This is a genomic window from Bradyrhizobium brasilense, from assembly GCF_029714345.1.
Lineage (GTDB): Bacteria > Pseudomonadota > Alphaproteobacteria > Rhizobiales > Xanthobacteraceae > Bradyrhizobium > Bradyrhizobium australafricanum.
Window position 1 is genome coordinate 512,416 of record NZ_CP121669.1, and the last position, 23,148, is coordinate 535,563.

The 23,148-nt window shown below is 64.3% G+C and carries 21 protein-coding genes; 14 read left to right on the forward strand and 7 right to left on the reverse strand.

Going from position 1 to position 23,148, the window contains the following annotated elements:
- Positions 1-81: 81 nt before the first annotated feature.
- Positions 82-1,722 (forward strand): flavin-containing monooxygenase, encoded by a 1,641-nt coding sequence (locus QA635_RS02420; RefSeq protein WP_283066620.1) that lies wholly within the window; start codon positions 82-84, stop codon positions 1,720-1,722.
- Positions 1,723-1,853: 131 nt separating this feature from the next.
- Positions 1,854-3,047, forward strand: coding sequence for a methyl acetate hydrolase AcmB (gene acmB / locus QA635_RS02425; protein ID WP_225645232.1), 1,194 nt, complete (start codon positions 1,854-1,856; stop codon positions 3,045-3,047).
- Between the two features lie 27 nt (positions 3,048-3,074).
- Here acmB and QA635_RS02430 read toward each other — a convergent pair whose 3' ends face one another.
- The gene (locus QA635_RS02430; RefSeq protein WP_283066621.1) at positions 3,075-4,208 is read right to left on the reverse strand and encodes a threonine synthase; all 1,134 of its coding nucleotides are present in this window, start codon (positions 4,206-4,208) and stop codon (positions 3,075-3,077) included.
- Positions 4,209-4,246: 38 nt separating this feature from the next.
- Positions 4,247-6,292 carry an acetoacetate--CoA ligase gene (locus tag QA635_RS02435; RefSeq protein ID WP_283066622.1) on the reverse strand — a complete coding sequence of 682 codons (2,046 nt, stop codon included), beginning with the start codon at positions 6,290-6,292 and terminating at the stop codon, positions 4,247-4,249.
- Between the two features lie 182 nt (positions 6,293-6,474).
- Between QA635_RS02435 and QA635_RS02440 the strand changes: the two genes are divergently transcribed.
- The gene (locus QA635_RS02440; RefSeq protein ID WP_283066623.1) at positions 6,475-7,476 is read left to right on the forward strand and encodes a glycoside hydrolase family 3 N-terminal domain-containing protein; all 1,002 of its coding nucleotides are present in this window, start codon (positions 6,475-6,477) and stop codon (positions 7,474-7,476) included.
- A gap of 96 nt (positions 7,477-7,572) precedes the next feature.
- Positions 7,573-7,725 carry a hypothetical protein gene (locus QA635_RS02445; RefSeq protein ID WP_283066624.1) on the forward strand — a complete coding sequence of 51 codons (153 nt, stop codon included), beginning with the start codon at positions 7,573-7,575 and terminating at the stop codon, positions 7,723-7,725.
- 126 nt (positions 7,726-7,851) lie between these two features.
- On the opposite strand, the gene QA635_RS02450 is transcribed toward QA635_RS02445, so the two are convergent.
- Positions 7,852-8,247, reverse strand: coding sequence for a hypothetical protein (locus QA635_RS02450; protein ID WP_229161714.1), 396 nt, complete (start codon positions 8,245-8,247; stop codon positions 7,852-7,854).
- 600 nt (positions 8,248-8,847) lie between these two features.
- Here QA635_RS02450 and QA635_RS02455 point away from each other — a divergent pair.
- Entirely contained in the window at positions 8,848-9,450 is a 603-nt protein-coding gene (locus tag QA635_RS02455) for a helix-turn-helix domain-containing protein (protein ID WP_425249122.1), read from the forward strand.
- 132 nt (positions 9,451-9,582) lie between these two features.
- On the opposite strand, the gene QA635_RS02460 is transcribed toward QA635_RS02455, so the two are convergent.
- From QA635_RS02460 to QA635_RS02470, 3 genes are all read right to left on the reverse strand, one after another.
- A complete protein-coding gene (locus QA635_RS02460) occupies positions 9,583-9,831 on the reverse strand; it encodes a hypothetical protein (protein WP_283066629.1) in 249 nt (82 codons plus the stop codon).
- Positions 9,832-9,986: 155 nt separating this feature from the next.
- On the reverse strand, positions 9,987-10,706 hold the full coding sequence (locus tag QA635_RS02465) for a Crp/Fnr family transcriptional regulator (protein WP_283066631.1): 720 nt from the start codon (positions 10,704-10,706) through the stop codon (positions 9,987-9,989).
- Between the two features lie 190 nt (positions 10,707-10,896).
- Positions 10,897-11,607 (reverse strand): Crp/Fnr family transcriptional regulator, encoded by a 711-nt coding sequence (locus tag QA635_RS02470; protein WP_229161718.1) that lies wholly within the window; start codon positions 11,605-11,607, stop codon positions 10,897-10,899.
- A 550-nt stretch (positions 11,608-12,157) separates the two neighbouring features.
- Here QA635_RS02470 and QA635_RS02475 point away from each other — a divergent pair.
- From QA635_RS02475 to QA635_RS02500, 6 genes are all read left to right on the forward strand, one after another.
- The gene (locus QA635_RS02475) at positions 12,158-13,681 is read left to right on the forward strand and encodes a flagellin N-terminal helical domain-containing protein (protein ID WP_028336362.1); all 1,524 of its coding nucleotides are present in this window, start codon (positions 12,158-12,160) and stop codon (positions 13,679-13,681) included.
- 391 nt (positions 13,682-14,072) lie between these two features.
- Positions 14,073-16,832, forward strand: a complete 2,760-nt coding sequence (locus QA635_RS02480; RefSeq protein WP_283066635.1) for a hybrid sensor histidine kinase/response regulator — start codon at positions 14,073-14,075, stop codon at positions 16,830-16,832.
- A 73-nt stretch (positions 16,833-16,905) separates the two neighbouring features.
- On the forward strand, positions 16,906-17,379 hold the full coding sequence (locus tag QA635_RS02485) for a chemotaxis protein CheW (RefSeq protein ID WP_283066637.1): 474 nt from the start codon (positions 16,906-16,908) through the stop codon (positions 17,377-17,379).
- A gap of 43 nt (positions 17,380-17,422) precedes the next feature.
- Complete coding sequence (locus QA635_RS02490) at positions 17,423-17,812, forward strand: response regulator (RefSeq protein ID WP_018269419.1); 390 nt, start codon at positions 17,423-17,425, stop codon at positions 17,810-17,812.
- Positions 17,813-17,849: 37 nt separating this feature from the next.
- Positions 17,850-18,707, forward strand: a complete 858-nt coding sequence (locus QA635_RS02495; protein WP_283066640.1) for a CheR family methyltransferase — start codon at positions 17,850-17,852, stop codon at positions 18,705-18,707.
- A 3-nt stretch (positions 18,708-18,710) separates the two neighbouring features.
- Positions 18,711-19,028 carry a pilus assembly protein PilZ gene (locus QA635_RS02500; protein ID WP_076834731.1) on the forward strand — a complete coding sequence of 106 codons (318 nt, stop codon included), beginning with the start codon at positions 18,711-18,713 and terminating at the stop codon, positions 19,026-19,028.
- Between the two features lie 144 nt (positions 19,029-19,172).
- On the opposite strand, the gene QA635_RS02505 is transcribed toward QA635_RS02500, so the two are convergent.
- Positions 19,173-19,475 (reverse strand): hypothetical protein, encoded by a 303-nt coding sequence (locus tag QA635_RS02505; protein WP_283066641.1) that lies wholly within the window; start codon positions 19,473-19,475, stop codon positions 19,173-19,175.
- A gap of 154 nt (positions 19,476-19,629) precedes the next feature.
- Between QA635_RS02505 and QA635_RS02510 the strand changes: the two genes are divergently transcribed.
- The 3 genes from QA635_RS02510 to QA635_RS02520 all read left to right on the forward strand — a co-directional run bounded on the left by QA635_RS02510 (position 19,630) and on the right by QA635_RS02520 (position 22,998).
- A complete protein-coding gene (locus QA635_RS02510; RefSeq protein ID WP_018269422.1) occupies positions 19,630-20,262 on the forward strand; it encodes a response regulator transcription factor in 633 nt (210 codons plus the stop codon).
- A 175-nt stretch (positions 20,263-20,437) separates the two neighbouring features.
- Positions 20,438-22,177, forward strand: a complete 1,740-nt coding sequence (gene araD, locus QA635_RS02515) for an L-arabinonate dehydratase (RefSeq protein ID WP_283072164.1) — start codon at positions 20,438-20,440, stop codon at positions 22,175-22,177.
- Positions 22,178-22,278: 101 nt separating this feature from the next.
- Positions 22,279-22,998 carry a ribonuclease activity regulator RraA gene (locus QA635_RS02520; protein ID WP_283066644.1) on the forward strand — a complete coding sequence of 240 codons (720 nt, stop codon included), beginning with the start codon at positions 22,279-22,281 and terminating at the stop codon, positions 22,996-22,998.
- Positions 22,999-23,148 lie beyond the last annotated feature (150 nt).

Consider the following 23,148-nt stretch of genomic DNA (forward strand, 5'->3'; position numbering starts at 1 on the left):
CCAAATTGACGCAACGCACCATCATCCGGCGACACCGCGGATGGGAAGGTGCGTGCGAGAAGCCAGACACAGGAGGAAATCATGACCGAGACCGTCACAAGGTCGAATGGAAGCAATGGTGCGCATGCAACCACCAAGCTCGACGCCGTGGTCGTCGGCGCCGGCGTCGCCGGTCTCTATCAATTGTTCCGCCTGCGTGAGCAGGGATTGAGTGTGAAGGCGATCGACGCCGGGTCTGGTGTCGGCGGCACCTGGTACTGGAACCGCTATCCCGGAGCACGCTTCGATTCCGAAGGCCACACCTATCAGTACCTGTTCTCCGAGGAGCTCTACAAGGGCTGGAGCTGGAGCGAGCGATTCCCCGGCCAGCCGGAAATCGAGCGCTGGCTGAACTACGTCGCCGACCGCCTCGACCTCAGGAAAGATATCCAGTTCGGCACCACGGTGAAGAGCGCGCATTTCAATGAGGCGACGCAACGCTGGCAGGTCGCGACCGACCAGGGCGACGTGATCGATACCCAGTTCCTCGTCACCTGCTGCGGCATGCTCTCGGCCCCGCACGTGTCCTTCCCGGGACAGGAGACGTTCAAGGGCAAGCTGTTCCACACCGCGCGCTGGCCCAAGGGGCCGATCGAGCTCGCCGGCAAGCGCGTCGGCGTGGTCGGCAACGGCGCGACCGGAATCCAAGTGATCCAGTCGATCGCCGGTGAGGTCGGCCATCTCAAGGTGTTCATCCGCACCCCGCAATACATCATCCCGATGAAGAACCCGAAATGGGATGCAGCGGACGCCGAGGCCTACAAGTCGAAGTTCAAGTTCCTCACCGAACGGCTGCCGAAAACGTTCACCGGCTTCGAATTCGACTTCGAGCACGCCTGGGCCGACCTGACACCACAGCAGCGCCGCCAGGTGATCGAGGACTGCTGGAACGACGGATCCCTGAAGCTGTGGGTCTCGTCCTTCGCCGAACTGTTCTTCGACGAAGCCGTCAATGCCGAGATCACCGAATTCGTCCGCGAGAAGATGCGCGAGCGGATCAAGGACCCCAAGCTGTGCGAACTGCTGATTCCTGCCGACTACGGCTTTGGCACGCACCGGGTGCCGCTGGAGAGCAATTTCCTCGAGGCTTTCCACCGGCCCAATGTCGAGATCGTCAGCGTCAAGAACAATCCGATCGCCCGCATCACGCCTGAGGGCATCCAGACCGCCGACGGCACGGTGCACGAGTTCGACGTCATCATCCTGGCGACCGGCTTCGACGCCGGAACGGGAGCGTTGACGCGGATCGATATCCGCGGCCGAGACGGGCGATCGCTGAAGGATGATTGGGGCAGGGACATCCGCACCACGATGGGCTTGCAGGTCCATGGCTATCCGAACCTGTTCACGACAGCGGTGCCGCTCGCGCCCTCGGCCGCACTCTGCAACATGACGACCTGCCTGCAGCAGCAGGTGGAGTGGATCGCCGATTGCATCAGATATTTGCGCGGCAAGAACCTGAATGTCATCGAGCCGACCAGGGATACCGAGGATCAGTGGGTGGCGCATCACGACGAGACCGCCAACGCAACGCTGATCGCGAAGACCAACTCCTGGTACCTGGGCTCCAATGTCGAGGGCAAGCCGCGCCGGGTGCTGTCCTATTGCGGCGGTGTCGGCACCTATCGCCAGAAATGCGACGAGGTCGCCGCGAGCGGCTATAGCGGTTTCGTCACGCAGTAGGGCTGATTTCGTAGCCCGGATGGAGCGAAGCGCAATCCGGGACCAGTGACACCAGCTGCACCAACCCCGGATTTCGCTTCGCTCCATCCGGGCTACGCAGGTCAACATCACAAGAATATTGGAGGAAGACAATGAGCACGAATTTCAGTGCAGCAGCAGATGCGATTCTCGACGGCGTCGTGACTTCAAACCCGCGCGTTCCCGGCGTCGTTGCGATGGTGACCGACCGCCATCGCAACATCTATGAAGGTGCCGCCGGCAAGCGCCGTCTCGACCAGCCCGCCGATATGACCGCCGATAGCGTGTTCGCCATCTTCTCGACCACCAAGGCGATCACCGGGACGGCCGTCCTGCAACTCGTCGAGGAAGGCAAGCTCGATCTCGACGCGCCGGCCAAAACCTATGCGCCCGACATCGGCAAGCTCCAGGTGATCGAGGGTTTTGACGACAAGGGCGAGCCGCGGCTGCGTCCGCCGAAGCGCGACATCACCACCCGCATGCTGATGGTCCATTCCGCGGGTCTGAGCTACGACTTCATCAATCACACCTATAACCGGCTGGCGCAGGAGAAGGGGCAGCCCAGCGTCATCACGGCGTCCAAGGCTTCGCTGATGACGCCGCTGCTGTTCGATCCGGGCGAGCGCTGGGAATACGGCACCAACATGGATTGGTGCGGCCAGATCGTCGAGGCCATCACCGGCCGTCGGCTCGGTGAGGTTTTCAAGACGCGGATCTTCGAACCGCTCGGGATCATGGACACGACGTTCGAGCTTACCGACGCGATGCGCCGCAAGCTCGCCGGCATCCACGCCCGCAACGCCGACGGCTCGCTCACGCCGATGGATTTCGAGCTGCCGGCCAATCCCGAGATCCACATGGGTGGCCACGGACTTTACGGCACGATCGGCGACTACATGCGCTTCATCCGGATGTGGCTGAACGACGGCGCCGGCGAGCACGGGCGTGTCCTCAAGGCGGAGACCGTGCGGATGGCGGAGAAGAACCATCTCGGCAACAACAAGGTCACCGCGATCACCGGCGTGATCACCTCGCTCGCCAACGACGCCGAGTTCTTCCCCGGTCAGTCGAAGTCCTGGGCGCTGAGCTTCATGATCAATGAGGAGCAGGCTCCGACCGGCCGCCCCGCCGGCGCGCTCGGCTGGGCCGGTCTCGCCAATCTGTTCTACTGGATCGATCGGCAGAACGGTTTCGGCGGATACTGGGCGACGCAGATCCTGCCGTTTGGCGATCCGACGTCCTTTATCGGCTACATCAATTTCGAGACCGCGTTCTACGAATCCCTGAGGCTGCGCAAGGCGGGATAGGGACGGCCAATCGGAGCGCGCTAAAGGCTAGCCCGCTCCGAGCAGCTCCGTGATCAGCCCCGCCGCCTTGATCCCGGTGCCGCTGATGATGACGACGGTGCGCTCCGCCGACCGGATCGCGCCGCGCGCCTTGAGGACGTCGAGCGCGGCGGCGGCCGAGGCCGAGGTCGGCTCGACGAACAGGCCGGTCTGCGCCAATCGCTTCAACGCCGCCACGATGCCGTCCTCGGGAATTGCCACCGTGCCGCCGCCGCTCTCCTTCAGCGCCGCGATCATCTGCTTCAGCCGCAGCGGGTGCTTGATCGCGGTGCCCTCGGCGATGGTCTTGCGGACCGCGCGATCGACCGGCGTATCGACGCCGGCGGCGAAGCTGGCATCGACCGGCGAGCAGTTGAGCGGCTGGGCCGCGAACAAGCGCGGCAGCCGTGCGATCTGTCCGGCCGCGAGCAGTTCCCTGAAGCCGATATAGCAGCCGAGCAGGCTGCTGCCGGCGCCGACCGGCATGATGACATTGTCCGGCGCGGTGAAGCCGAAATCTTCCCAGATCTCGTAGGCCAGCGACTTGGTGCCCTGCAGGAAGAACGGCTGCCAGTTGTGACTGGAGTAGAAGATCTGCTTCGACTGGCGGATCGCTTCCGCCTCGGATTCCTCGCGCGGGCCTTCGACCAGCTGCACCTCGGCGCCGAAGGCGTGCATCTGCGCCACCTTCATCGGCGACGTCGTCGCCGGCGCAAGGATCCTGACCCGCATGCCGCCGGCCGCGCCATAGGCTGAAACCGACGCGCCGCCATTGCCGGAAGAGTCCTCCAGCACCGCATCGACGCCGAGCTGGCGCAGGAACGACAGCATCACCGTGGTGCCGCGATCCTTGAAGCTTGCGGTCGGATTGAACCATTCGAGCTTGAAATGCGGCCGCAGGTCATCCCACGCCTTCTCGACGGCCGGCGTGCAGCCTTCGCCCATCGTGATCGGCCGTTTGATCTCGACCGGCAGCGCCGCGCGATAGCGCCACAGCGACCGCGTCGTGCGATCGATGTCGTCGCGGGAGATGCCCGGCAACGGCGTTATCAGGAGCGGCTTGCCTTCGTCGGAGCACCAGCGCGGGATATCCAGCGGATAGAGTTTTCCGTTGAGCGGGTCGATGTAGTTGGGTGAAGGCATGTCGTGAAATCCCAAACGCGAGTGGCATTCAGCGGCCGTTACGCCGCGCCGGCCTGCTTGCTCAGATAGCTCTTTGCAAATTCGAGATACCAGTCGAGGCATCCTGGATTGGCCATCGCATCGCGATTGATGACCTTTTCGACGGGGTGGCCGAGCAACAGCTTCTTGACCGGCAGCTCCTGCTTCTTGCCGGACAGCGTGCGCGGAATTTCCGCCACGACGAAGATGTCGTTGGGCAGGAAGCGGCGCGACAGCCCGGCCTCGACCGCCTTGTTGATCTTGGCTTTCATCGCGGCATCGAGCGCGATGCCCTCGCGCAGCACCACGAACAGCGGCATGTAGCTGTCGCGGCCGAGATATTCGAGGTCGACGACCATCGAATCCAGCACCTCCGGCAGCGCCTCGATCGCGGAATAGAGCTCGCTGGTGCCCATCCGCAAGCCATGGCGGTTGATGGTGGCGTCGCTGCGGCCATAGATCACGCAGGAGCCGTCGGGGTTGATCTTGAGCCAGTCGCCATGCCGCCACACCGGGCCGCGGCCACTTCCGTCGAAATTGTCGGGGTAGGTCTCGAAGTAGCTGGAAAGGTAGCGCGCGTTGCCGGGATCGTTCCAGAAGCGCAGCGGCATCGAGGGCAGTGGCTCGGTGCAGACGAGCTCGCCGACCTCGTCGATCACCGCGCGGCCCTGCTCGTCGAACGCTTCCACCGCGCAGCCGAGCAGGCGGCATTGCATGATGCCCGGCGTCTGCGGCAACTCGCGATTGCCGCCGATGAAGGCGCCGGCGAAATCGGTGCCGCCGGAAATATTGGCCCACCACATGTCGGCCTGCGCGGCGTTGCCGTTCTGCTTCGCAAGCGCGGCGAAGCGCTCGTTGAACCAGGCCTGGGTATCGGCGCTGAGCGGCGAGCCGGTCGAGCCGAGCGTGCGCAGGCCGGAGAGGTCGCCGACGGCGGCGAGATCGATTTCCGCCTTGGTGCAATTGGCAAAGAACGCCGCGCCGGCGCCGAAGAAGGTGGCCTTGGCGTCGGCGACGAAGCGCCACAGCGTGGTCCAGTCCGGCTTGTCCTTGGTGCCGCCGGGACTGCCGTCGAAAATGCAGCAGGTCGTGCCGTTGAGCAGGCCGTTGGCCTGGCAATTCCACATGATCCAGCCGGTCGAAGAATACCAGTGGAAGCGTTCGCCGAACGAGTTTGGCTGATAGCTGCAGCCGATGTCGTTGTGCAGGGTCGAGAGCGGCAGCGCCACGACGATGATGCCGCCATGGCTGTGCAGGATCGGTTTCGGCAATCCGGTGGTGCCTGAGGAATAGACGATCCAGAGCGGATGATCGAACGGCAGCCATTCCGGCTCGAAGGCGTCGATCGCCGCGCTCCGGCCCGCGAGGATCGCTGACAATCGCGTCTCGGACGGCGCGGCGTCGCTGTGCAGGATGACATGCTGCACGGTCGGCAGCGCGCGCCGCAATTCCTCGATCACACCTTGCCGGTCGTGGCGCCGGCCGGCATAGGTCACGGCGTCGCAGGCGATCAGCACCTTCGGCTCGATCTGCTTGAAGCGATCGATCACCGCGGGCGCCGCCATATCGGGCGCGCAGACGCTCCAGACCGCGCCCAGGCTCGCGGTCGCGAGGAACGCGATGATCGTCTCGGGAATGTTTGGCAAGTAAGCGGCGATACGGTCGCCGGCGCGCACGCCGTTAGCCTTCAGATGCAGCGCCAGCGCTGCCGATTTGCGCTGCAGCTCGGGCCAGCTCGTCTCCGAGAGCTTGCCGTCCTCGCCGCTCGAGATCAGGGCCGGCAGTCCCGCGGCATGCGCCGGCGCGACATGGCGGAAGACCTGGCGCGCGTAGTTCACCGAAGCGCCGGGAAACCACACCGCGCCCGGCATCTTGCGCTCGGCCAGCACCGCCGAATGCGGCGTCGGCGAGCGCAGGTCGAAATAATCCCAGACGCTCTGCCAGAAGCCGTCGATATCGGTCACCGACCAACGCCGCATCGCCTCGAAATCCGCAAATTCAAGGCCGCGCGTCTGCTTCAGCCATTGGCGGTAAAGGGCCATTTGCGGGACGTAAGCTGCTGTCATGGGCGTTTCCGAAAGTCCTTGTGTTGTGGCAGGCGATCGAGGCCCGCCAGCGTGTCTTAACATAGTGATGCGAGCACGGGGAACGCAGTCGAACTGCTGCCTGCGTCATATTCTTACCGCCGCCGCGGCGTGCTATTCCATCGGGCGCGGCTGATTCCGTGCGGCAACCGAATCGAGTGGCCATGTCCGTCGGCGAACTCTTCATCCTCGGCTTCTACGGCAAGGTCGTTCCGCCCTGGCTGAAGGAATTTGCCGCGCAATTCGGGCTCGGCGGGGTGATCCTGTTCGACTATTCCTGCCAGACCCGGCAGTACGACAACAACATCGCCTCGCCCGCGCAGGTGCAGTCGCTCTGCGCCGAGATCGCGGCGCTGCCGTCGCGGCCGCTGGTCTTCATCGACCAGGAGGGCGGCCTGGTGCGCCGGCTCAAGGACAGCTGCGGTTTTCAGCCGCTGCCGAGCGCGAAGGAGTTCAATCTGCTCGCGCGCGCGGAAAAGCAGACGGTGCTGGCCGCAAGCTACGGCGAGCTGCGCCGGCTCGGCATCCGCTACAATTTCGCGCCTGTCATCGACGTCGACTACAATCCCGACAATCCCAACATCGGCAGGATCAAGCGGTCCTATTCGCCCGATATCGGTGAGGTCGAGGCCAATGCCCGGCTGGTCGACTCTGCGGCGCGGCAGGCGGGAGTAGGCCTCTGCCTGAAGCATTTTCCGGGCATCGGCGGTGCAAGCGTCGATTCACACCTGGAGTTCATGGACATTTCCGATGCGCTGCGTCCCGAGCAGGAGGAACTGTTCTACGCGCTGGCGCCGCGCACCTATGGCGATGCGGTGCTGGTCAGCCACGCCATCGTCCGGCAGTGGGACGCGCAGCATCCGATGACATTGTCATCGGCCGGGCTCGGCCGGCTTCGCCGTCGCTTGCCCGAGACGCTGCTGATCACCGACGACATGCAGATGCAGGGGTTGCAGAAGGCGCTCGGCACAAGCGCGGCCAGCCTGCAGTCGATCACCGCCGGCATGGACATGATCTGCATCGGCAACAATCTGTTCGACCAGGAGCAGGAGATGGCCGGCATCGCCGCGGCGGTCGCGGGTGCGGTGCAGGATGGATCACTCGATCAGGCCGCGGTGCGGCGATCCATTGCGCGCGTGCAAAAGCGCAAGGCGCTGTTCGCCTGACGGCGTTGAACCAAATTTTGCGTCGGGCGACCACAAGGTGTGGAACCAAATTTCATTGCCGCGATTTAACAATGACGCTCATCGGGGCTGACAACCATGAAGATGCTCAAGCGTCTCTTCCGATTGATCTGGCTGCGCCGTGTCGCACGCAACCCAGCCGATTTTCCGCCTGCCTCCATTGATCCTGACGAATTCAGCCGCCTGCTTTGCAGCGGGCGCGCCGAGGATTTGCGGACGCTGGCAAAGTGATTGAGCCAGCGCTCGCGGGCCCACGCATAGCGGTGGATCGGATCCAATCGCCAACCCGGTCTTCGGCCAAAACCGGCAAGTCCGTCGCGCGGCCGTGACTCCCGGCAGCGGTCTCGATGCGACCGGCTACTGCTTTGCTTTTTCATGATTGCCGATCCCGACCGCCTTGTAGTCGTAGGTCGGGTAGAACTCGGTGTGGTAGGCGCCCCAGGCGCTGTTCTCGATGACGCGGTTGACCTCGCGCAGCCGCGATGCCGGCAACCGCAGCGTCACCACCTGGCCGATCCCCATCATCACGTACCAGCTGACGACCTCGACACCCTCGGGCGGAAACGCCTTGTAGAAGCCCTGCCGCTCAAGCTGGGCATTGAGCTCACCGAGCGGTCGCGACTGATCATGCTTGAAGAAGATGGTGAGCATGACGGCGTTGTCGGGCGTCGGCGTTGCATCGCTGGTCGGCGCGGTCTGGGCCTGCGCGCCTGCGCCAAGCAGCAGTGCCGCGGCGAGCGCCGCAATCGTCATCCAGGAAATCCAGGATCCGTTCCACCCTCGCTTCATGGCTGCGCCCTTGTTGCTGATCGAGAGGCAGCGATCATCGCGACGCCTGCCAGGGCTGTAAATTGACATTCGCCTGATCCGGTCCCCACCCGATGCGCACCCGATGCTGCCCGGCTTATGTGAACCGTCTCATAGGTGCGCGCGCCCGCGTGCGGTATGCCGACGCCATCCCGATGCCCAGAGGGATGATCGATGACGACCCGGCGAATGGCGTATTGGTGGTTCAGGTTCGTTCTTTCGGGGCGGTTCCTGCAGAAATTCCTTCGGCTCCGGCGCCCCTGAGGCGATGCCGGCCGCTTTTTTCAATCCGGAACCAGGGGTCGGAAACGGCTGCCCGAACCGTTGAAGCTCAATTCCGGGCCGCGAATCCCGCCGGTGGCAGCTCGCTTACCCGTCCCGTAAGAATACTGTAATTCGACTCAAATATGCGAGGTTTGTTGCCAAATCAGCGGTAATCTGCGCCTGCTTGGCAGGTCGGGGCCCAAGGTCACAGTTGCGTCACCCGTAGTTCTACGGAGTCCCGTGTTAACGCGGCCACAAGTTCACCTTTGGTAAACCATACTTATGACGCAACATGACAACCGAGCCGAGGCGCGCCTTCCGGCATGGACGGGTGGAACCGCGACCCTCGAGCCGCAGCCGCTTGAGGCTCAGGGAGCCGCAGTGCCGCGGCCGCAGGCGGACGCCGGTGCCGCGATCGTCCGGCAGTTCAATGGGCCGGTGACGGCGCTGCTGCTCTATATGAACGAGCTCAAACAGCACAGTCAGCAATTCGCACACGCGCCCGGCAATGGCGTCTATCTGCGGCAGGTGATCGAGAACGCGCTCGAGCAGACCGAGCGCGTGTCCGCGATGCTGAAGCAGATTTCCGACCTCTATCCCAATGCCGTCCCGGCCACCGATCTCAAGCCGCCGGGCGACGACAAGCCGGCAGGCTCCCGGTCGCCGGATGTCATGTTCGCGCCGGAAGCCGGCCGCAAGCCGTTGACCAAGCGCGAGCGTGAAGTGCTCAGCCTGATCAGCGACGGCTATTCCAACAAGCAGGGCGCGCTGCGGATGAACATCAGCCCGCGCACGTTCGAGAGCCATCGCGCCGAGGCGATGCGCAAGCTCGGCGCGCGCAACACCGCCGATCTCGTCCGCAAGGCCTTGCTGCATTCCGCATAGAGCGATTTCAAGCGAAGTGGTTCGCGTAAAGGAGACGCGTCAAAACTGAAATCCGGAGCCGCGTTCCGATTCTATTGGGACGCTCTGACCGGCGTTCGGTTCGTTAGAACCAGGTTCTCAGAAATCGTCTTCTCAGAAATCGTCTTCCGCGGCGAAGCACAGGCGCGGCGCGAGCCGAGCGGCCGGCGCGGATGTTTTCGGTTCATCCGGAACGATCGTGACCACCCACGCCGCCGTCGCGCCAGACTTGCTTTCGACGATCGCGCGCACGCGTCCCGTAACGGTGGCGCCGGCCGACCGTATGGTGGCGGTCCGGCCGTTGAACTGGGCCATGCGGAAGCGCCGGGCTTCCTTCCGGTCGGTCGTCTGGTACGTGAACATCGGCTCCCCCGTGCGTCCACGTGAATGTGAGGAAACAGCGTTATCCGACGATGAAAATCGCACGCCGTAGAAGTACGGCTTGCACAGCGGTCAGAGCGCTTTTGAGCGAAGCGGGTGCCGGTTCGCGCGACGACAACTCGGCAAGATAAAGAACTCTAGCGGCCGACTTCCTGACAATTCAGCAGTCCGGCATATTGCGCCTTGACCGCGGCGTAGCATTCGCACGCGGTCTTGATCAGCCCATCCGCGTTGGTGATCTCGATGTGCCCGCGGCTGTAGTGGATGAAATTGGCCTGTTGCAGGGTATGCGCGACCAGCGACACGCTGTTGCGGCGCGCGCCGATCATCTGCGCCATCGCCTCCTGCGTCAGGACGATCTTGTTGCTGCCGGAGAGATCGCGCGTGTGCAGCAGGCATCGCGCCAGCCGTGACTCCACGGTGTGCGCGGCGTTGCAGCCGGCGGTTTGCTGGATCTGGGCATAGACGGCGAGCCCGTGCCGGATCAACCTCGCGCGAAGCGTCGGGCTCTGGCCGGCAGCTGCGCGCAACGGCTCGAGTTCCACAGTCGAGGCGATGCCGGGCACCAGCACCGTGGCGTTGTTGAGGACAGGCCCTTCGACGAGCGGGGCGAATGCGCCATAGATGCTGTCGCGGCCGACCATCGCGACCTGCACGCGCTCGCCTCTCGCCAGCTTGACCACCAGCGAGATCACGCCCTTGTGCGGCATGTATGTCCGCTTGAGCATCTCGTCGGTCTCGACCAGGACCGAATCGGCCGCGAGCTCGACCGTCCGCAGATGCGGCCGAATCAATTCGAAATCGCTCGCCGAGAGCGACGCCAGGAATCCGTTGGGTGATCGAGGAACCGTTTCCAAAGCAACCTCCAGCCTGCCGGCAAAGCTTGTCTCTGGGCCCAGGCTGGCGCGTGCAGCTGGACGTTCATGCAACCTATTCTGGCACGTCAAGGTTCCAATGGAAACATGTCTTGCTTCCAATAGGAATGCGCCTATCGCCGCACATTCGGGTTGTGTGCGCGGTCACAGTTGGGGCTGGGCGGCGCGCCGGTCAGTCTTCCGGCCCGATCAATTGTTCAGCGTGCGCCTTGACCGTCGTATAGCATTCACACGCCGCCTTCCGCAGGCCGTCGATATCGGTGATCTCGATATGACCGCGGCTGTAACGCAGGATACCGGCCTGCTGAAACCCATGCGCGACAATCGAAACCGCATTGCGCCGGACACCGATCATCTGCGCCAGCATCTCCTGGGTGAGCGGCAACGCCTCGCTGCCGCACAGATCGCGTGCGCGCAGCAGCCACCGTGACAGCCGTGCCTCCACCGGATGCGAAACATTGCAGGCGACGGATTGCTGCGTCTGCGCCATCAGCGCCTGCTCATAGAGCGCAACCAGGGTCCGGAAATCCGCGCTGCGATTTGCTGCCTCGCGGAAATCCTCCGCTCGCATCATCGAGGCCGAGCCTGGCACCACGACAATCGCGTCGGCAAGCAGCGGCCGCTCGTGCAGGGCGGCAGACGCGCCCACGACGCCGTCGCGACCGACGGTTGCAATCTCGACAGATTGCCCGTCGGACAGATTGATCATCATCGAGACCACGCCGCTATACGGAAAATAAACCCGCTGCACCGGCGCGCCGGCATCGGCGAGCGCCGTTTCCTTGGTCAGGTCGACGGTTTCCAGAAGGGGATGAAGTTGCGCGTACTCCGTGGGGGGAAGTGCTTGCAACAGACGATTGGGCGGACGCGATACCGCGGACATTGCTGCTCCTGCCGAGGGCGGGAGCACTACGGTCTCGCATCACCTACTCTTGGCGTGTGGAAGGACTGCGAACATAGCTTGCCTGTCCAATTGCACAAGGGTTGTGGTGTCGAAACTATACCCTCTGGAGGGCAGACGGCGTGGCCGCCGCCGGCACCGGTGATCGACGTCGATTCGCGCGGCGCGAGATAGGAGCGCGACTTTGTCTCTCATTTATTGATTTCCATTAACTCTGTTCCTCGCCGGACTTTGCATCGTGGCGACTTGCAACGCCGGCTATCGACGCGCCGGGCCCGCCGCGCCGGGATGCCACAAGTCCTGCACATGTGCAGGAAATTCGCGGCCATGACTTCGGTCCGGCGCCGACCGCGCGCTGCTGCGGCCAGCCATCGCGCCCGCCGCCCGTCGAATCACCGGCAAGGCCGTCCTGGGTATTTGTACGGACCAGCCCTTTAACGAACGGGTAGCGCGGACGGACCAGTGTGACGTGGGTCGCCGTGCGAAATTTACGGCGTCGCGTCAATCGTGTTCATCCAGAAGGGTATCCAGTATGTCCGGCATCGTTCTTTCGGCATCGGTCCGTCAAAACCTGCTTTCGCTGCAGTCGACCGCTGACCTGCTCGCCACCACGCAGAACCGCTTGTCCACCGGCAAGAAGGTCAACACTGCGCTCGACAATCCGACCAACTTCTTCACGGCCCAGTCGCTCGACAACCGCGCCAGCGACATCAACAACCTGCTGGACGGCATCGGCAACGGCGTGCAGGTGCTGCAGGCCGCTAACACCGGCATCACCTCGCTGCAGAAGCTCGTCGACAGCGCCAAGTCGGTCGCCAACCAGGCCCTGCAGGCCGCGGTCGGCTACTCCGCGAAGTCGTCGGTGACGACCGCCGCGATCCCCGGCGCGACCGCTGACAACCTGCTCGGCACCGCGACCCCGACCAATGCAACCCTCACCAGCACCGCCGCCTATACCGGCATCGACCTCACCGCGGCCGGCGCGAACCTGACGTTCCAGATCAACAGCCAGACTGTGACCTTGAACTCGGGCACGAACTACTCCGCCACCCAGGTTCGCGACGCCATCAATACGCAGGTCGGCGCCAGCGCCAAGGTCGCCGCCTCGATCGACGGCACCGGCAAGCTGGTCCTGACCAGCACCAACACCGCCGGCGCCGCGGACTCGCTCACGGTCGGTACGTTCAGCTCGGGCGACGCGACGCAGCTCGGCCTCCCGGCCGGTGCGACGGCGACCGCAAACGGCACGGCTGGCGCGAGCCCGCTGGACACGCTCACGCTGACCATTGGCGCGACCGGCAACGGCACCGCGACCAACATCACCTTCGGCACCGGTGCCGGCAAGGTGAAGTCCCTCAACGACCTGAACGCCGCGCTGGCGGCCAACAACCTGCAGGCCTCGCTCAGTGCGGCCGGTGCGCTCACCATCAGCACCACCAACGATGCCGCTTCGGCGACCATCGGCACGATCGGCGGCACGGCGGCCGGCGCCGGCAAGCTGTTCAACGGCCTCACGGGCAGCGCTCCGGTGCAGGACCCGACTGCGCTGGCGAACCGCGCCAACCTGGTCAACCAGTACAACAACATTCTGGACCAGATCACCACGACCGCCCAGGACGCGTCGTACAACGGCATCAACCTGCTCAATGGCGATCAGCTCAAGCTGACCTTCAACGAGACGGGCTCCTCGACGCTGAAGATCCAGGGCGTGACCTTCGACGCCACCGGCCTCAACCTCACCAAGCTGACCGCCGGCACGGACTTCGTTGACAACGCTTCGGCCAACGCCACCCTGAAGACGCTCAACTCGGCCAGCGGCCTGCTGCGCACCCAGGCTTCGACCCTCGGTTCGAACCTGTCGATCGTGCAGATCCGCCAGGACTTCTCGAAGAACCTGATCAACGTGTTGCAGACCGGTTCGTCCAACCTGACGCTGGCCGACACCAACGAGGAAGCGGCCAACAGCCAGGCGCTGTCGACCCGCCAGTCGATCGCGGTGTCCGCGCTGGCGCTGGCCAACCAGTCGCAGCAGAGCGTTCTGCAGCTGCTCCGCTAAGCGTAGCCGCAACAGACATCGACTATCGAGGCGGCGGAGGAAACTCCGCCGCCTTGTGCTTTGGTTGCGCCTAATCAGTCCGCCGGCTTCAACCAATGAGCGATCGCGTTCCGACCCAGGCGGTCGGCACGTCGCGAACGTTTCGCGGGACTTAGCGGTCCTCAATTCCAATTAGTTCAAATTGCGATGACCGGTGGAACGGCCTCTTTCCCGTTCGGGTGGTAAGGGCCTGTCCTTGTGAAAGTGGCCGTGATGTCGTGATGCGTCGTCGAACTGCCTGAAGGGCTTCATCGTCCGTATTTGCACGGACGGCAAAATTAACGTCGCCGTGAAGCCGGCCAAGTTATCGATGCAAGGCGAGCGTTCCGTAGCACCTTGAGGGGACCTATCCATGGACGATCTGTTGCGCGAGTTCCTGACGGAGAGCAGCGAGAGCCTGGATACGGTCGACAACCAGCTGGTGCAGTTCGAGCAGGATCCGAACAACGCGAAGATCCTGGATAACATCTTCCGGCTTGTGCACACCATCAAGGGCACCTGCGGCTTCCTCGGGCTGCCGCGGCTCGAGGCGCTGGCGCATGCCGGCGAGACCTTGATGGGCAAGTTCCGCGACGGCATGCCGGTGAAGGCGGAAGCCGTGACGCTGATCCTGTCCTCGATCGACCGCATCAAGGAGATCCTGGCAGGGCTCGAGGCGACCGAGGCGGAGCCTGAAGGCAACGACCGCGATCTGATCGATCAGCTGGAAGCGATGGTCGAGCACGGCATGGCGGCGATGTCCGATTCGACGCAGTCGATATCGTCAGGCTCGACGCAGTCGATGGCGGCTGCTGCTGAAGAAGACGTGCCGGTCGTCGAAGCTCCGTCGGTGCAGGCGGCAATGACCGAAGGCACGCTGGTGGTGCAGACGCTGGAGCGTCCGCTGCGTCCGGGCGAGGTCTCGCTCGACGAGCTCGAGCGCGCCTTCCGCGAGACCGAGACCGAAGTCGCCGCGCCGGCGCCGGTCGTGAAGCTTGCACCTGCTGCCGCCGCCGCCGAGCCGGCTGAGGCTGTCAAGAAGCCGGCCCGCAAGGCCGCCGGTGAGGATGTCCAGGAAGGCGACAAGATCGCCAACCAGTCGATCCGGGTCAATGTCGACACCCTCGAACACCTCATGACCATGGTCTCCGAGCTGGTGCTGACCCGCAACCAACTGCTGGAGATCTCCCGCCGCAACGAGGACACCGAGTTCAAGGTGCCCTTGCAGCGGCTCTCCAACGTCACCGCCGAGCTGCAGGAAGGCGTCATGAAGACGCGCATGCAGCCGATCGGCAATGCCTGGCAGAAGCTGCCGCGCATCGTCCGCGATCTCTCCGGCGAACTCGGCAAGCAGATCGAGCTCGAGATGCACGGCGCCGACACCGAGCTCGACCGCCAGGTGCTCGACCTGATCAAGGATCCGCTGACGCACATGGTGCGCAACTCCGCCGATCATGGCCTGGAGACCACCGCCGAGCGCGTCGCCGCCGGCAAGCCGGAGCAGGGCACCATTCGTCTTTCCGCCTATCACGAGGGCGGCCACATCATCATCTGCATCGCCGACAATGGCCGCGGGCTCAACACCGAGCGGATCAAGGCCAAGGCGCTCCAGAACGGTCTCGTCACCGAGGCCGAGCTGGAGAAGATGACCGAGGCCCAGATCCACAAGTTCATCTTCGCGCCGGGCTTCTCCACCGCCGCCCAAGTGACCTCGGTGTCCGGCCGCGGCGTCGGCATGGACGTGGTGCGCACCAATATCGACCAGATCGGCGGCACCATCGACATCAAGAGCGTGGCCGGCGAGGGCGCCTCGGTCACCATCAAGATCCCGCTGACCTTGGCGATCGTCTCGGCGCTGATCGTGGAAGCCGGCGGCGACCGTTTTGCGATTCCCCAATTGTCTGTGGTCGAGCTGGTGCGGGCCCGCGCCAACTCCGAGCACCGCATCGAGCGGATCAAGGACACCGCAGTGCTGCGCCTGCGCAACAAGCTGCTGCCGCTGATCCACCTCAAGAAGCTGCTCAAGATCGACGACGGCGCGACCACAACCGACGCCGAGAACGGCTTCATCGTGGTCACGCAGGTCGGCAGCCAGACCTTCGGCATCGTGGTCGACGGCGTGTTCCACACCGAGGAGATCGTGGTCAAGCCGATGTCGACCAAGCTGCGGCACATCGACATGTTCTCCGGCAACACCATTTTGGGCGATGGCGCCGTGATCATGATCATCGACCCCAATGGCATCGCAAAAGCCCTCGGCGCGTCCGGCTCCTCGGCCCATGACCTGGCCGACGACAATGCGAACGCCCATGCCGCAAGCGGCGAGCAGCTGACCTCGCTCTTGGTGTTCCGCGCCGGCTCCTCGCAGCCCAAGGCGGTACCGCTCGGCCTCGTCACCCGGCTGGAGGAGATCGCAACCGACAAGATCGAGCTCTCGAACGGCCGCTACATGGTGCAGTACCGCGAGCAGCTGATGCCGCTGGTGCAGATGGCCGGGGTCGAGGTGCAGTCGCAGGGCTCGCAGCCGATCCTGGTGTTCGCCGACGACGGCCGCTCGATGGGGCTCGTGGTCGACGAGATCATCGACATCGTCGAGGAGCGGCTCAACATCGAGGTCGCGGGTTCGCAGGACGGCATTTTGGGCTCGGCCGTGATCAAGGGCCAGGCCACCGAGGTGATCGACGTCGGCCACTTCCTGCCGATGGCGTTTGCCGACTGGTTCTCGCGCAAGGAGATGCGCCCGTCGGCCTCGGCGCAGTCGGTGCTGCTGGTCGATGACTCAGCGTTCTTCCGCAACATGCTGGCGCCGGTCTTGAAAGCCGCCGGCTACAAGGTCAGGACCGCGGGCGGCGCGCAGGAGGGGCTCGCGGCGCTGCGTTCGGGACAGAGCTTCGACGTCGTGCTGACCGACATCGAGATGCCCGAGATGAACGGCTTCGAGTTCGCCGAGAACATCCGAAGCGACCACAACTTCAACCAGCTGCCGATCATCGCGCTGTCGGCGATGGTGTCGCCGGCGGCGATCGAGCGCGGCCGGCAGGCCGGCTTCCACGACTATGTCGCCAAGTTTGATCGTCCCGGGCTGATCGCGGCGCTGAAAGAGCAGACCGCCGAACTGCGCCGGGCGGCTTGAGGGAAGAGAGCATGATCCGGAAAAGTGTGAAGCGGTTTTCCGATCGGATCATGCTCAAACAAAAGGTTCATCGATGACCAGCAAGACCGAGACGACTGAGGGCGCCATGGCCGAATACGTCACCGCCGTGATCGGCGGGCAGCTGTTCGGCCTGCCGATCTCGCGGGTGCAGGACGTGTTCATGCCGGAGCGGCTGACGCGGGTGCCGCTGGCCTCCAGCGAGATCGCCGGCGTGCTCAATCTGCGCGGCCGCATCGTCACCGTGGTCGACATGCGCGCCCGGCTCGGGCTGCCAAAGGCCGACGACGGCCAGCTGCCGATGGCGGTCGGCGTCGACCAGCGCGGCGAATCCTATGGCCTGTTGATCGACCAGATCGGCGAGGTGCTGCGGCTCTCCGAAAACAGCCGCGAGGACAACCCGATCAACCTCGATCCCCGCATGGCCAAGCTCGCCGGCGGCGTCCACCGCCTCGACGGCCAGCTCATGGTCGTCCTCGATATCGATCGCGTGCTCGAACTGGTGCCCAAAACAGCTGCTGCAGCGTAACACTCCACCGCGGAGACGGTGGATTCCACAAGGAGGCCAACACATGAAGACATGTCTCGTCGTCGACGATTCCGGCGTGGTGCGAAAGATCGCGCGCCGCATTCTGGAAGGAATGGAGTTCACCGTCATCGAGGCCGAGGACGGCGCGGTCGCGCTCGAGGCCTGCAAGCGCGCGCTGCCGGATGCCGTGCTGCTCGACTGGAACATGCCGGTCATGGACGGTTTCGAATTCCTCGTGCAGCTCCGCCGCATGCCCGGCGGCGATCAGCCCAAGGTCGTGTTCTGCACCACCGAGAACGGCATCGACCACATCTCGCGGGCGCTGCATGCCGGCGCCAACGAATACATCATGAAGCCGTTCGACAAGGACATCGTGATCGCGAAATTCCAGGAAGTGGGCCTGCTGGCGCTCGACGCGTCGGCCGAAGCCTGACACCCAGTTTCACCATTCAGTCCCTTGTGAGGCTCCCGTGACGCCCCCCGACTACGAGTATCTGCGTAAGCTCCTGAAGGACCAGTCCGGTCTCGATCTGTCCGCGGACAAGCAATATCTGATCGAGAGCCGCCTGCTGCCGCTGGCGCGCAAAAGCGGCCTGTCCGGCATCCCCGACCTGGTCGCCAAGATCAAGGCGGGCTCGTCCGCGCACACCGTCCAGGTGGTCGAGGCCATGACCACCAACGAGACGTTCTTCTTCCGCGACAAGGTGCCGTTCGAGCACTTCCGCGACACCATCATGCCGGACGTGCTGAAGGCACGCGCCGCGCGCCGCAGCGTCCGGATCTGGTGCGCCGCCGGCTCGACCGGCCAGGAGCCCTATTCGCTGGCGATGTGCCTGAAGGAAATGGGCGCGGCGCTTGCCGGATGGCGCGTCGAGATCATCGCGACCGATCTGTCGCAGGAGGTGCTGGAGAAGTCGAAGGCCGGCATCTACAGCCAGTTCGAGGTGCAGCGCGGACTGCCGATCCAGATGCTGGTCAAGTACTTCAAGCAGTCGGGTGAGTTCTGGCAGGTCAATCCCGAGTTGCGCGCGATGGTCCAGCACCGCCAGCTCAATCTGCTGCACGATTTCTCCCAGCTCGGCACGTTCGACGTGATCTTCTGCCGCAACGTGCTGATCTATTTCGATCAGGACACCAAGATCAACATCTTCAACCGTCTCGCCCGGTTGATGGAGGCCGATGGCTTCCTGGTGCTGGGTGCCGCCGAAACCGTGGTCGGCCTGACCGACACGTTCAAGCCGCTTCCCGAGCGGCGTGGCCTGTATCGGCCGAGCGGGGTGCGGGCCGGGCTCGCCATGCCGAAGCCGGCCATGGCGGTCGGATATTGAGCAATGACCGAGGACGGCAAATCCATTGAGCGGGTCACCTTCAGCCGGGGTGTCGATGTCTGCATCATGGCCATCGACGGCACCTGGCGGCGCGACTGCCAGCTCAATGCCATCTCGGACACCGATGCCTCGCTGACCGTCGAAGGTTCCATTCAGGGGCTCAACCTGAAGGAGTTCTTCCTGCTGCTGTCCTCGACCGGACTTGCCTATCGCCGTTGCGAACTGGTCCGCGTCAACGGCACCGAAATGGATGTCAGCTTCCTCAAGGGCAAGCCGAGCAAACGCCGATCGGCCGCGGACGAAGAGCGGGCCAGGGCCTGACGTCAAGAGAGCCTGATCCGACCGGGCGGGCAAGGCCCGCGGCCAATCCGGACGATGCGTGGAACAGACCGCCGCCTGATGGGTTGGGCGTCGTCGGGACAATCGAGGTGATGGGGCCGAGCCCGTCGGTTACGGCGGGTCAGTTCAAAAGACGCGCCGGTGCCCCGGAATCGCGCAGGCGGTCGAGCGCCGCGTCGAGCCAGCATCGCATGCCTTCAGGGCGGTAGATGCTGTTAGATAGTGCGGGGTAACGTCGTCGAGAACGACGGTGTCGACGTCGGCCTGCCGCGCGGCCAGCACGGCCTCGCGCGCAATCGCCGCTTCGATCAGCCGCAGGCTCGCCTGGACATGGCCAATCAGCGCGACCAGGTCCGTCACGATCAGACCGTAGGGATCATGGCCCTCGTCCAAGCGCGCTGCAACGCGGTCCGACGCTGCATTTTCCATGCATGTTTCTCCACTGCCCCCCACTTTTAGGGAACGCGGTGCTACTTGTGCGTTAAGCGGACGTCCCGTACAAATACGGGTCCATTGATCGAGATGGTCGAGTTAGTTCTTGTGCGGTCAGGGCAGCACGCTTCACCACTGATGGACGATGCATATGGTTGAGAATGGCGCTCCGCGCGGGGAAATCTTTGTAGTCGACGACGATCCTGCCGTTCGCGAGACGCTTTCAGTGGTCCTCTCGACCGCTGGTTACAAGGTGATCTGCTTTGCGGACGGCGCGGCGTTGCTCGCGGTGGCGCGCAGCAGGACGCCGGCCTGCATCCTGCTCGACGTGCATATTCCCGGTAAATCCGGCCTCGATATCCTGAGAGAGCTGCATGGCGAGGATTATCCGGCGCCGATCTTCATGATCTCCGGTCAGGGTGACATCGCGATGGCGGTCAGCGCCATCAAGAACGGCGCGCTCGACTTCATCGAGAAGCCGTTCCGCGGCAACGAGATCGTGAGCCGTCTGAACGAGGCGATCGACGCCTACACCAGGCGCCAGGCCGAGACGTCGGCGTCGCGGATCGCCGCGCTGCACTTCCCTGGTCGCGAGCCGCTGACCCGCCGCGAGCGCGAGGTGCTCGAGCAGTTCACCGCGGGCGCCTCTAACAAGGAAGCCGGGCGCCACCTCGGCATCAGCCCACGCACGATCGAGGATCACCGCGCAAACATCATGAAGAAGCTCGGCGCGCGCAACGCCGCCGATCTGGTCCGCATCGTGATGACGGCGCAGCAAAAGTAAGCCAGGGCCGGTTTACGTTCCGATCGCCACATTGCGGAGCCTGTGCGGCGCACGTTCAGCGAACGGCACGTCTGCGCCGGGCGCGGGACGACACGTCAGAAAATCGAGTATATGCCTGACGCAGGGCAAGCGCGCCGGGACCGCGCGCGTGCGAGCAATGTCGAGACCCATGGCGATGACGAAGAAGAACAAGACCCCTGATCAACTGCGCAGCGCGCGCTGGTTTGCGCCCGACGATTTGCGCGCCTTCGGCCACAGATCGCGGGCGATGCAGATGGGTTACGCGCCGGAGGAGTGGCGCGACCGGCCGGTGATCGCGATCATCAACACCTGGTCGGATGCGCAGCCCTGCCACATGCATTTCAAGAGCCGGGTCGACGACGTCAAGCGCGGCGTGCTGATGGCCGGCGGCTTTCCGCTCGAGCTGCCGGCGCTGTCGCTGTCGGAATCGCTGTTGAAGCCGACCACGATGCTCTACCGCAACATGCTGGCGATGGATGCCGAGGAACTGCTGCGCGGCCATCCGGTCGACGGCGTGGTGCTGATGGGCGGCTGCGACAAGACCACGCCCGGCCTGCTGCTCGGGGCCACCAGCATGAACCTGCCGGCGATCTACCTGCCCGCCGGACCGATGCTGCGCGGCAACTGGAAGGGCCGCACGCTGGGCTCCGGCTCCGACGCCTGGAAATACTGGGACGAGCGCCGCGCCGGCAAGATCTCCGATAAGGACTGGGTCGACATGGAGGCCGGCATCGCCCGCAGCTACGGCACCTGCATGACCATGGGCACGGCCTCGACGATGACCGCGATCGCCGAAGCCATCGGCATGACGCTGCCGGGTGCCTCGTCGATCCCCGCGGCCGACGCGAACCACATCCGCATGAGCTCGGAGGCCGGCCGCCGCATCGTCGAGATGGTTTGGGAGGATCTCACGCCGCAGAAGATCCAGACCCGCAAGGCCTTCGAGAACGCGATCACGGTCGCGATGGCGATGGGCTGCTCGACCAACGCCATTATTCACCTCATCGCGCAGGCGCGCCGCGCCGGCCAGGACATTTCGCTCGACGATTTCGAGATCGCGAGCCGCAAGGTGCCTGTCATCGCCAATGTGCGGCCGAGCGGCGACCTCTATCTGATGGAGGATTTCTTCTACGCCGGCGGGCTGCCCGGCCTGATGAACCGGATCAAGGCGCATCTGCATCTCGACTGCATGACCGTGTCAGGCAGGACGCTCGGCGAGAACATCGCAGGCGCCGAAGTACACAATGACGACGTGATCCGCACCGTCGACAACCCGATCTACAAGGAGGGCGCACTCGCGGTGTTGATGGGCAATCTCGCGCCCGATGGCTGCGTCATCAAGCCAAGCGCCTGCGATCCGCGTTTCCTCAAGCACACCGGGCCTGCGCTGGTGTTCGACGACTATCCGTCGATGAAGAAGGCAGTCGATGATCCCGATCTCGACGTCACAGCCGATCACGTGCTGATCCTGCGCAATGCCGGTCCACAGGGCGGGCCGGGCATGCCGGAATGGGGCATGCTGCCGATCCCGACCAAGCTGGTGAAGCAGGGCGTGCGCGACATGGTGCGGCTGTCGGACGCGCGGATGAGCGGCACCAGCTACGGCGCCTGCATCCTGCACGTCTCGCCGGAATCCTATATCGGCGGCCCGCTGGCGCTGGTGAGGAACGGCGACCGCATCACGCTCGACGTCGCCGCGCGCACCATCAATCTCGATGTGCCGGAGGCGGAGCTGGCCAGGCGCCGCGCCGAATGGAAACAGCCCGAGCAGCGCTTCGAGCGCGGCTATGGCTGGATGTTCTCGAAGCACATCAAGCAAGCCAATGAGGGCTGCGACTTCGATTTCCTCGAGACCGGCTTTGGTAAGCCGGTCGGCGAGCCGTCGATTTACTAGTTCATCACACCGTCGTTCCGGGGCGCGAAGCGAACCCGGAACCTCGAGATTCCGGGTTCACGCTTCGCGTGCCCCGGAATGACAGCCGGGGACAAAGCATCATGTCAAAACTCAGCGACACCACCCGCAACAAGCTGAAATCCGTTTCCACCGCGACGGTCGCGACCGCGCTGTTCAAGCGCGGTTTCCGCATCCAGATGATCCAGGATGTTCATCCCCTCGGTCCGGATCAGCCGACCATGGTCGGCGAGGCCTTCACGCTGCGCTACATGCCGGCGCGCGAGGACCTCAACAAGATCGAGGTGTTCCGCGATCGCTCGCATCCGCAGCGCAAGGCGATCGAGGATTGCCCGGCAGGCAGCGTGCTGGTGATGGACAGCCGCAAGGATGCGCGCGCCGCGTCGGCCGGCGCGATCCTGGTGACGCGGTTGATGAAGCGTGGCTGCGCCGGCGTCGTCACCGACGGCGGCTTCCGGGATTCGGCCGAGATCGCGCGGCTCGGCTTCCCGGCCTTTCATCATCGCCCGAGCGCGCCGACCAACCTCACGCTGCACCAGGCGATCGAGATCAACGTGCCGATCGGCTGCGGCGATGCGCCGGTGTTTCCCGGCGACGTCATCCTCGGCGACAGCGACGGCGTCATCGTGATCCCGGCGCATCTCGCCGACGAGATCGCCGAGGAGACGTTCGAGATGACCGCGTTCGAGGATTTCGTCACCGAGCAGGTCCAGAACGGCCGCGGCATCTTCGGGCTCTATCCTGCGACCGACGAACAGACGCTGAAGGATTTCGCGGCGTGGCGGAAGGCGAAGGGGCGGTAGCGGCTGCCACGCATTCCGCTGTCGTCCCTGCGAAAGCAGGGACCCATAACCCCAGGGAGGGGTTTGGCGAAGACCGGCAGTTGCGTTGCGTGCCGTGGGACTGCGACTTCCTTGCTCGATAGATCACGCGGTATGGGTCCCGGCCTTCGC

What these genes read in the sequence shown, in the direction of transcription:
- QA635_RS02420 (WP_283066620.1), top strand. Translation starts at nt 82, where the DNA reads ATGACCGAGACCGTCACAAGGTCGAATGGAAGCAATGGTGCGCATGCA.
- acmB (WP_225645232.1), top strand. Translation starts at nt 1,854, where the DNA reads ATGAGCACGAATTTCAGTGCAGCAGCAGATGCGATTCTCGACGGCGTC.
- QA635_RS02430 (WP_283066621.1), bottom strand. Translation starts at nt 4,208, where the DNA reads ATGCCTTCACCCAACTACATCGACCCGCTCAACGGAAAACTCTATCCG.
- QA635_RS02435 (WP_283066622.1), bottom strand. Translation starts at nt 6,292, where the DNA reads ATGACAGCAGCTTACGTCCCGCAAATGGCCCTTTACCGCCAATGGCTG.
- QA635_RS02440 (WP_283066623.1), top strand. Translation starts at nt 6,475, where the DNA reads ATGTCCGTCGGCGAACTCTTCATCCTCGGCTTCTACGGCAAGGTCGTT.
- QA635_RS02445 (WP_283066624.1), top strand. Translation starts at nt 7,573, where the DNA reads ATGAAGATGCTCAAGCGTCTCTTCCGATTGATCTGGCTGCGCCGTGTC.
- QA635_RS02450 (WP_229161714.1), bottom strand. Translation starts at nt 8,247, where the DNA reads ATGACGATTGCGGCGCTCGCCGCGGCACTGCTGCTTGGCGCAGGCGCG.
- QA635_RS02455 (WP_425249122.1), top strand. Translation starts at nt 8,848, where the DNA reads ATGACGCAACATGACAACCGAGCCGAGGCGCGCCTTCCGGCATGGACG.
- QA635_RS02460 (WP_283066629.1), bottom strand. Translation starts at nt 9,831, where the DNA reads ATGTTCACGTACCAGACGACCGACCGGAAGGAAGCCCGGCGCTTCCGC.
- QA635_RS02470 (WP_229161718.1), bottom strand. Translation starts at nt 11,607, where the DNA reads ATGTCCGCGGTATCGCGTCCGCCCAATCGTCTGTTGCAAGCACTTCCC.
- QA635_RS02475 (WP_028336362.1), top strand. Translation starts at nt 12,158, where the DNA reads ATGTCCGGCATCGTTCTTTCGGCATCGGTCCGTCAAAACCTGCTTTCG.
- QA635_RS02480 (WP_283066635.1), top strand. Translation starts at nt 14,073, where the DNA reads ATGGACGATCTGTTGCGCGAGTTCCTGACGGAGAGCAGCGAGAGCCTG.
- QA635_RS02485 (WP_283066637.1), top strand. Translation starts at nt 16,906, where the DNA reads ATGACCAGCAAGACCGAGACGACTGAGGGCGCCATGGCCGAATACGTC.
- QA635_RS02490 (WP_018269419.1), top strand. Translation starts at nt 17,423, where the DNA reads ATGAAGACATGTCTCGTCGTCGACGATTCCGGCGTGGTGCGAAAGATC.
- QA635_RS02500 (WP_076834731.1), top strand. Translation starts at nt 18,711, where the DNA reads ATGACCGAGGACGGCAAATCCATTGAGCGGGTCACCTTCAGCCGGGGT.
- QA635_RS02505 (WP_283066641.1), bottom strand. Translation starts at nt 19,475, where the DNA reads ATGGAAAATGCAGCGTCGGACCGCGTTGCAGCGCGCTTGGACGAGGGC.
- QA635_RS02510 (WP_018269422.1), top strand. Translation starts at nt 19,630, where the DNA reads ATGGTTGAGAATGGCGCTCCGCGCGGGGAAATCTTTGTAGTCGACGAC.
- araD (WP_283072164.1), top strand. Translation starts at nt 20,438, where the DNA reads ATGACGAAGAAGAACAAGACCCCTGATCAACTGCGCAGCGCGCGCTGG.
- QA635_RS02520 (WP_283066644.1), top strand. Translation starts at nt 22,279, where the DNA reads ATGTCAAAACTCAGCGACACCACCCGCAACAAGCTGAAATCCGTTTCC.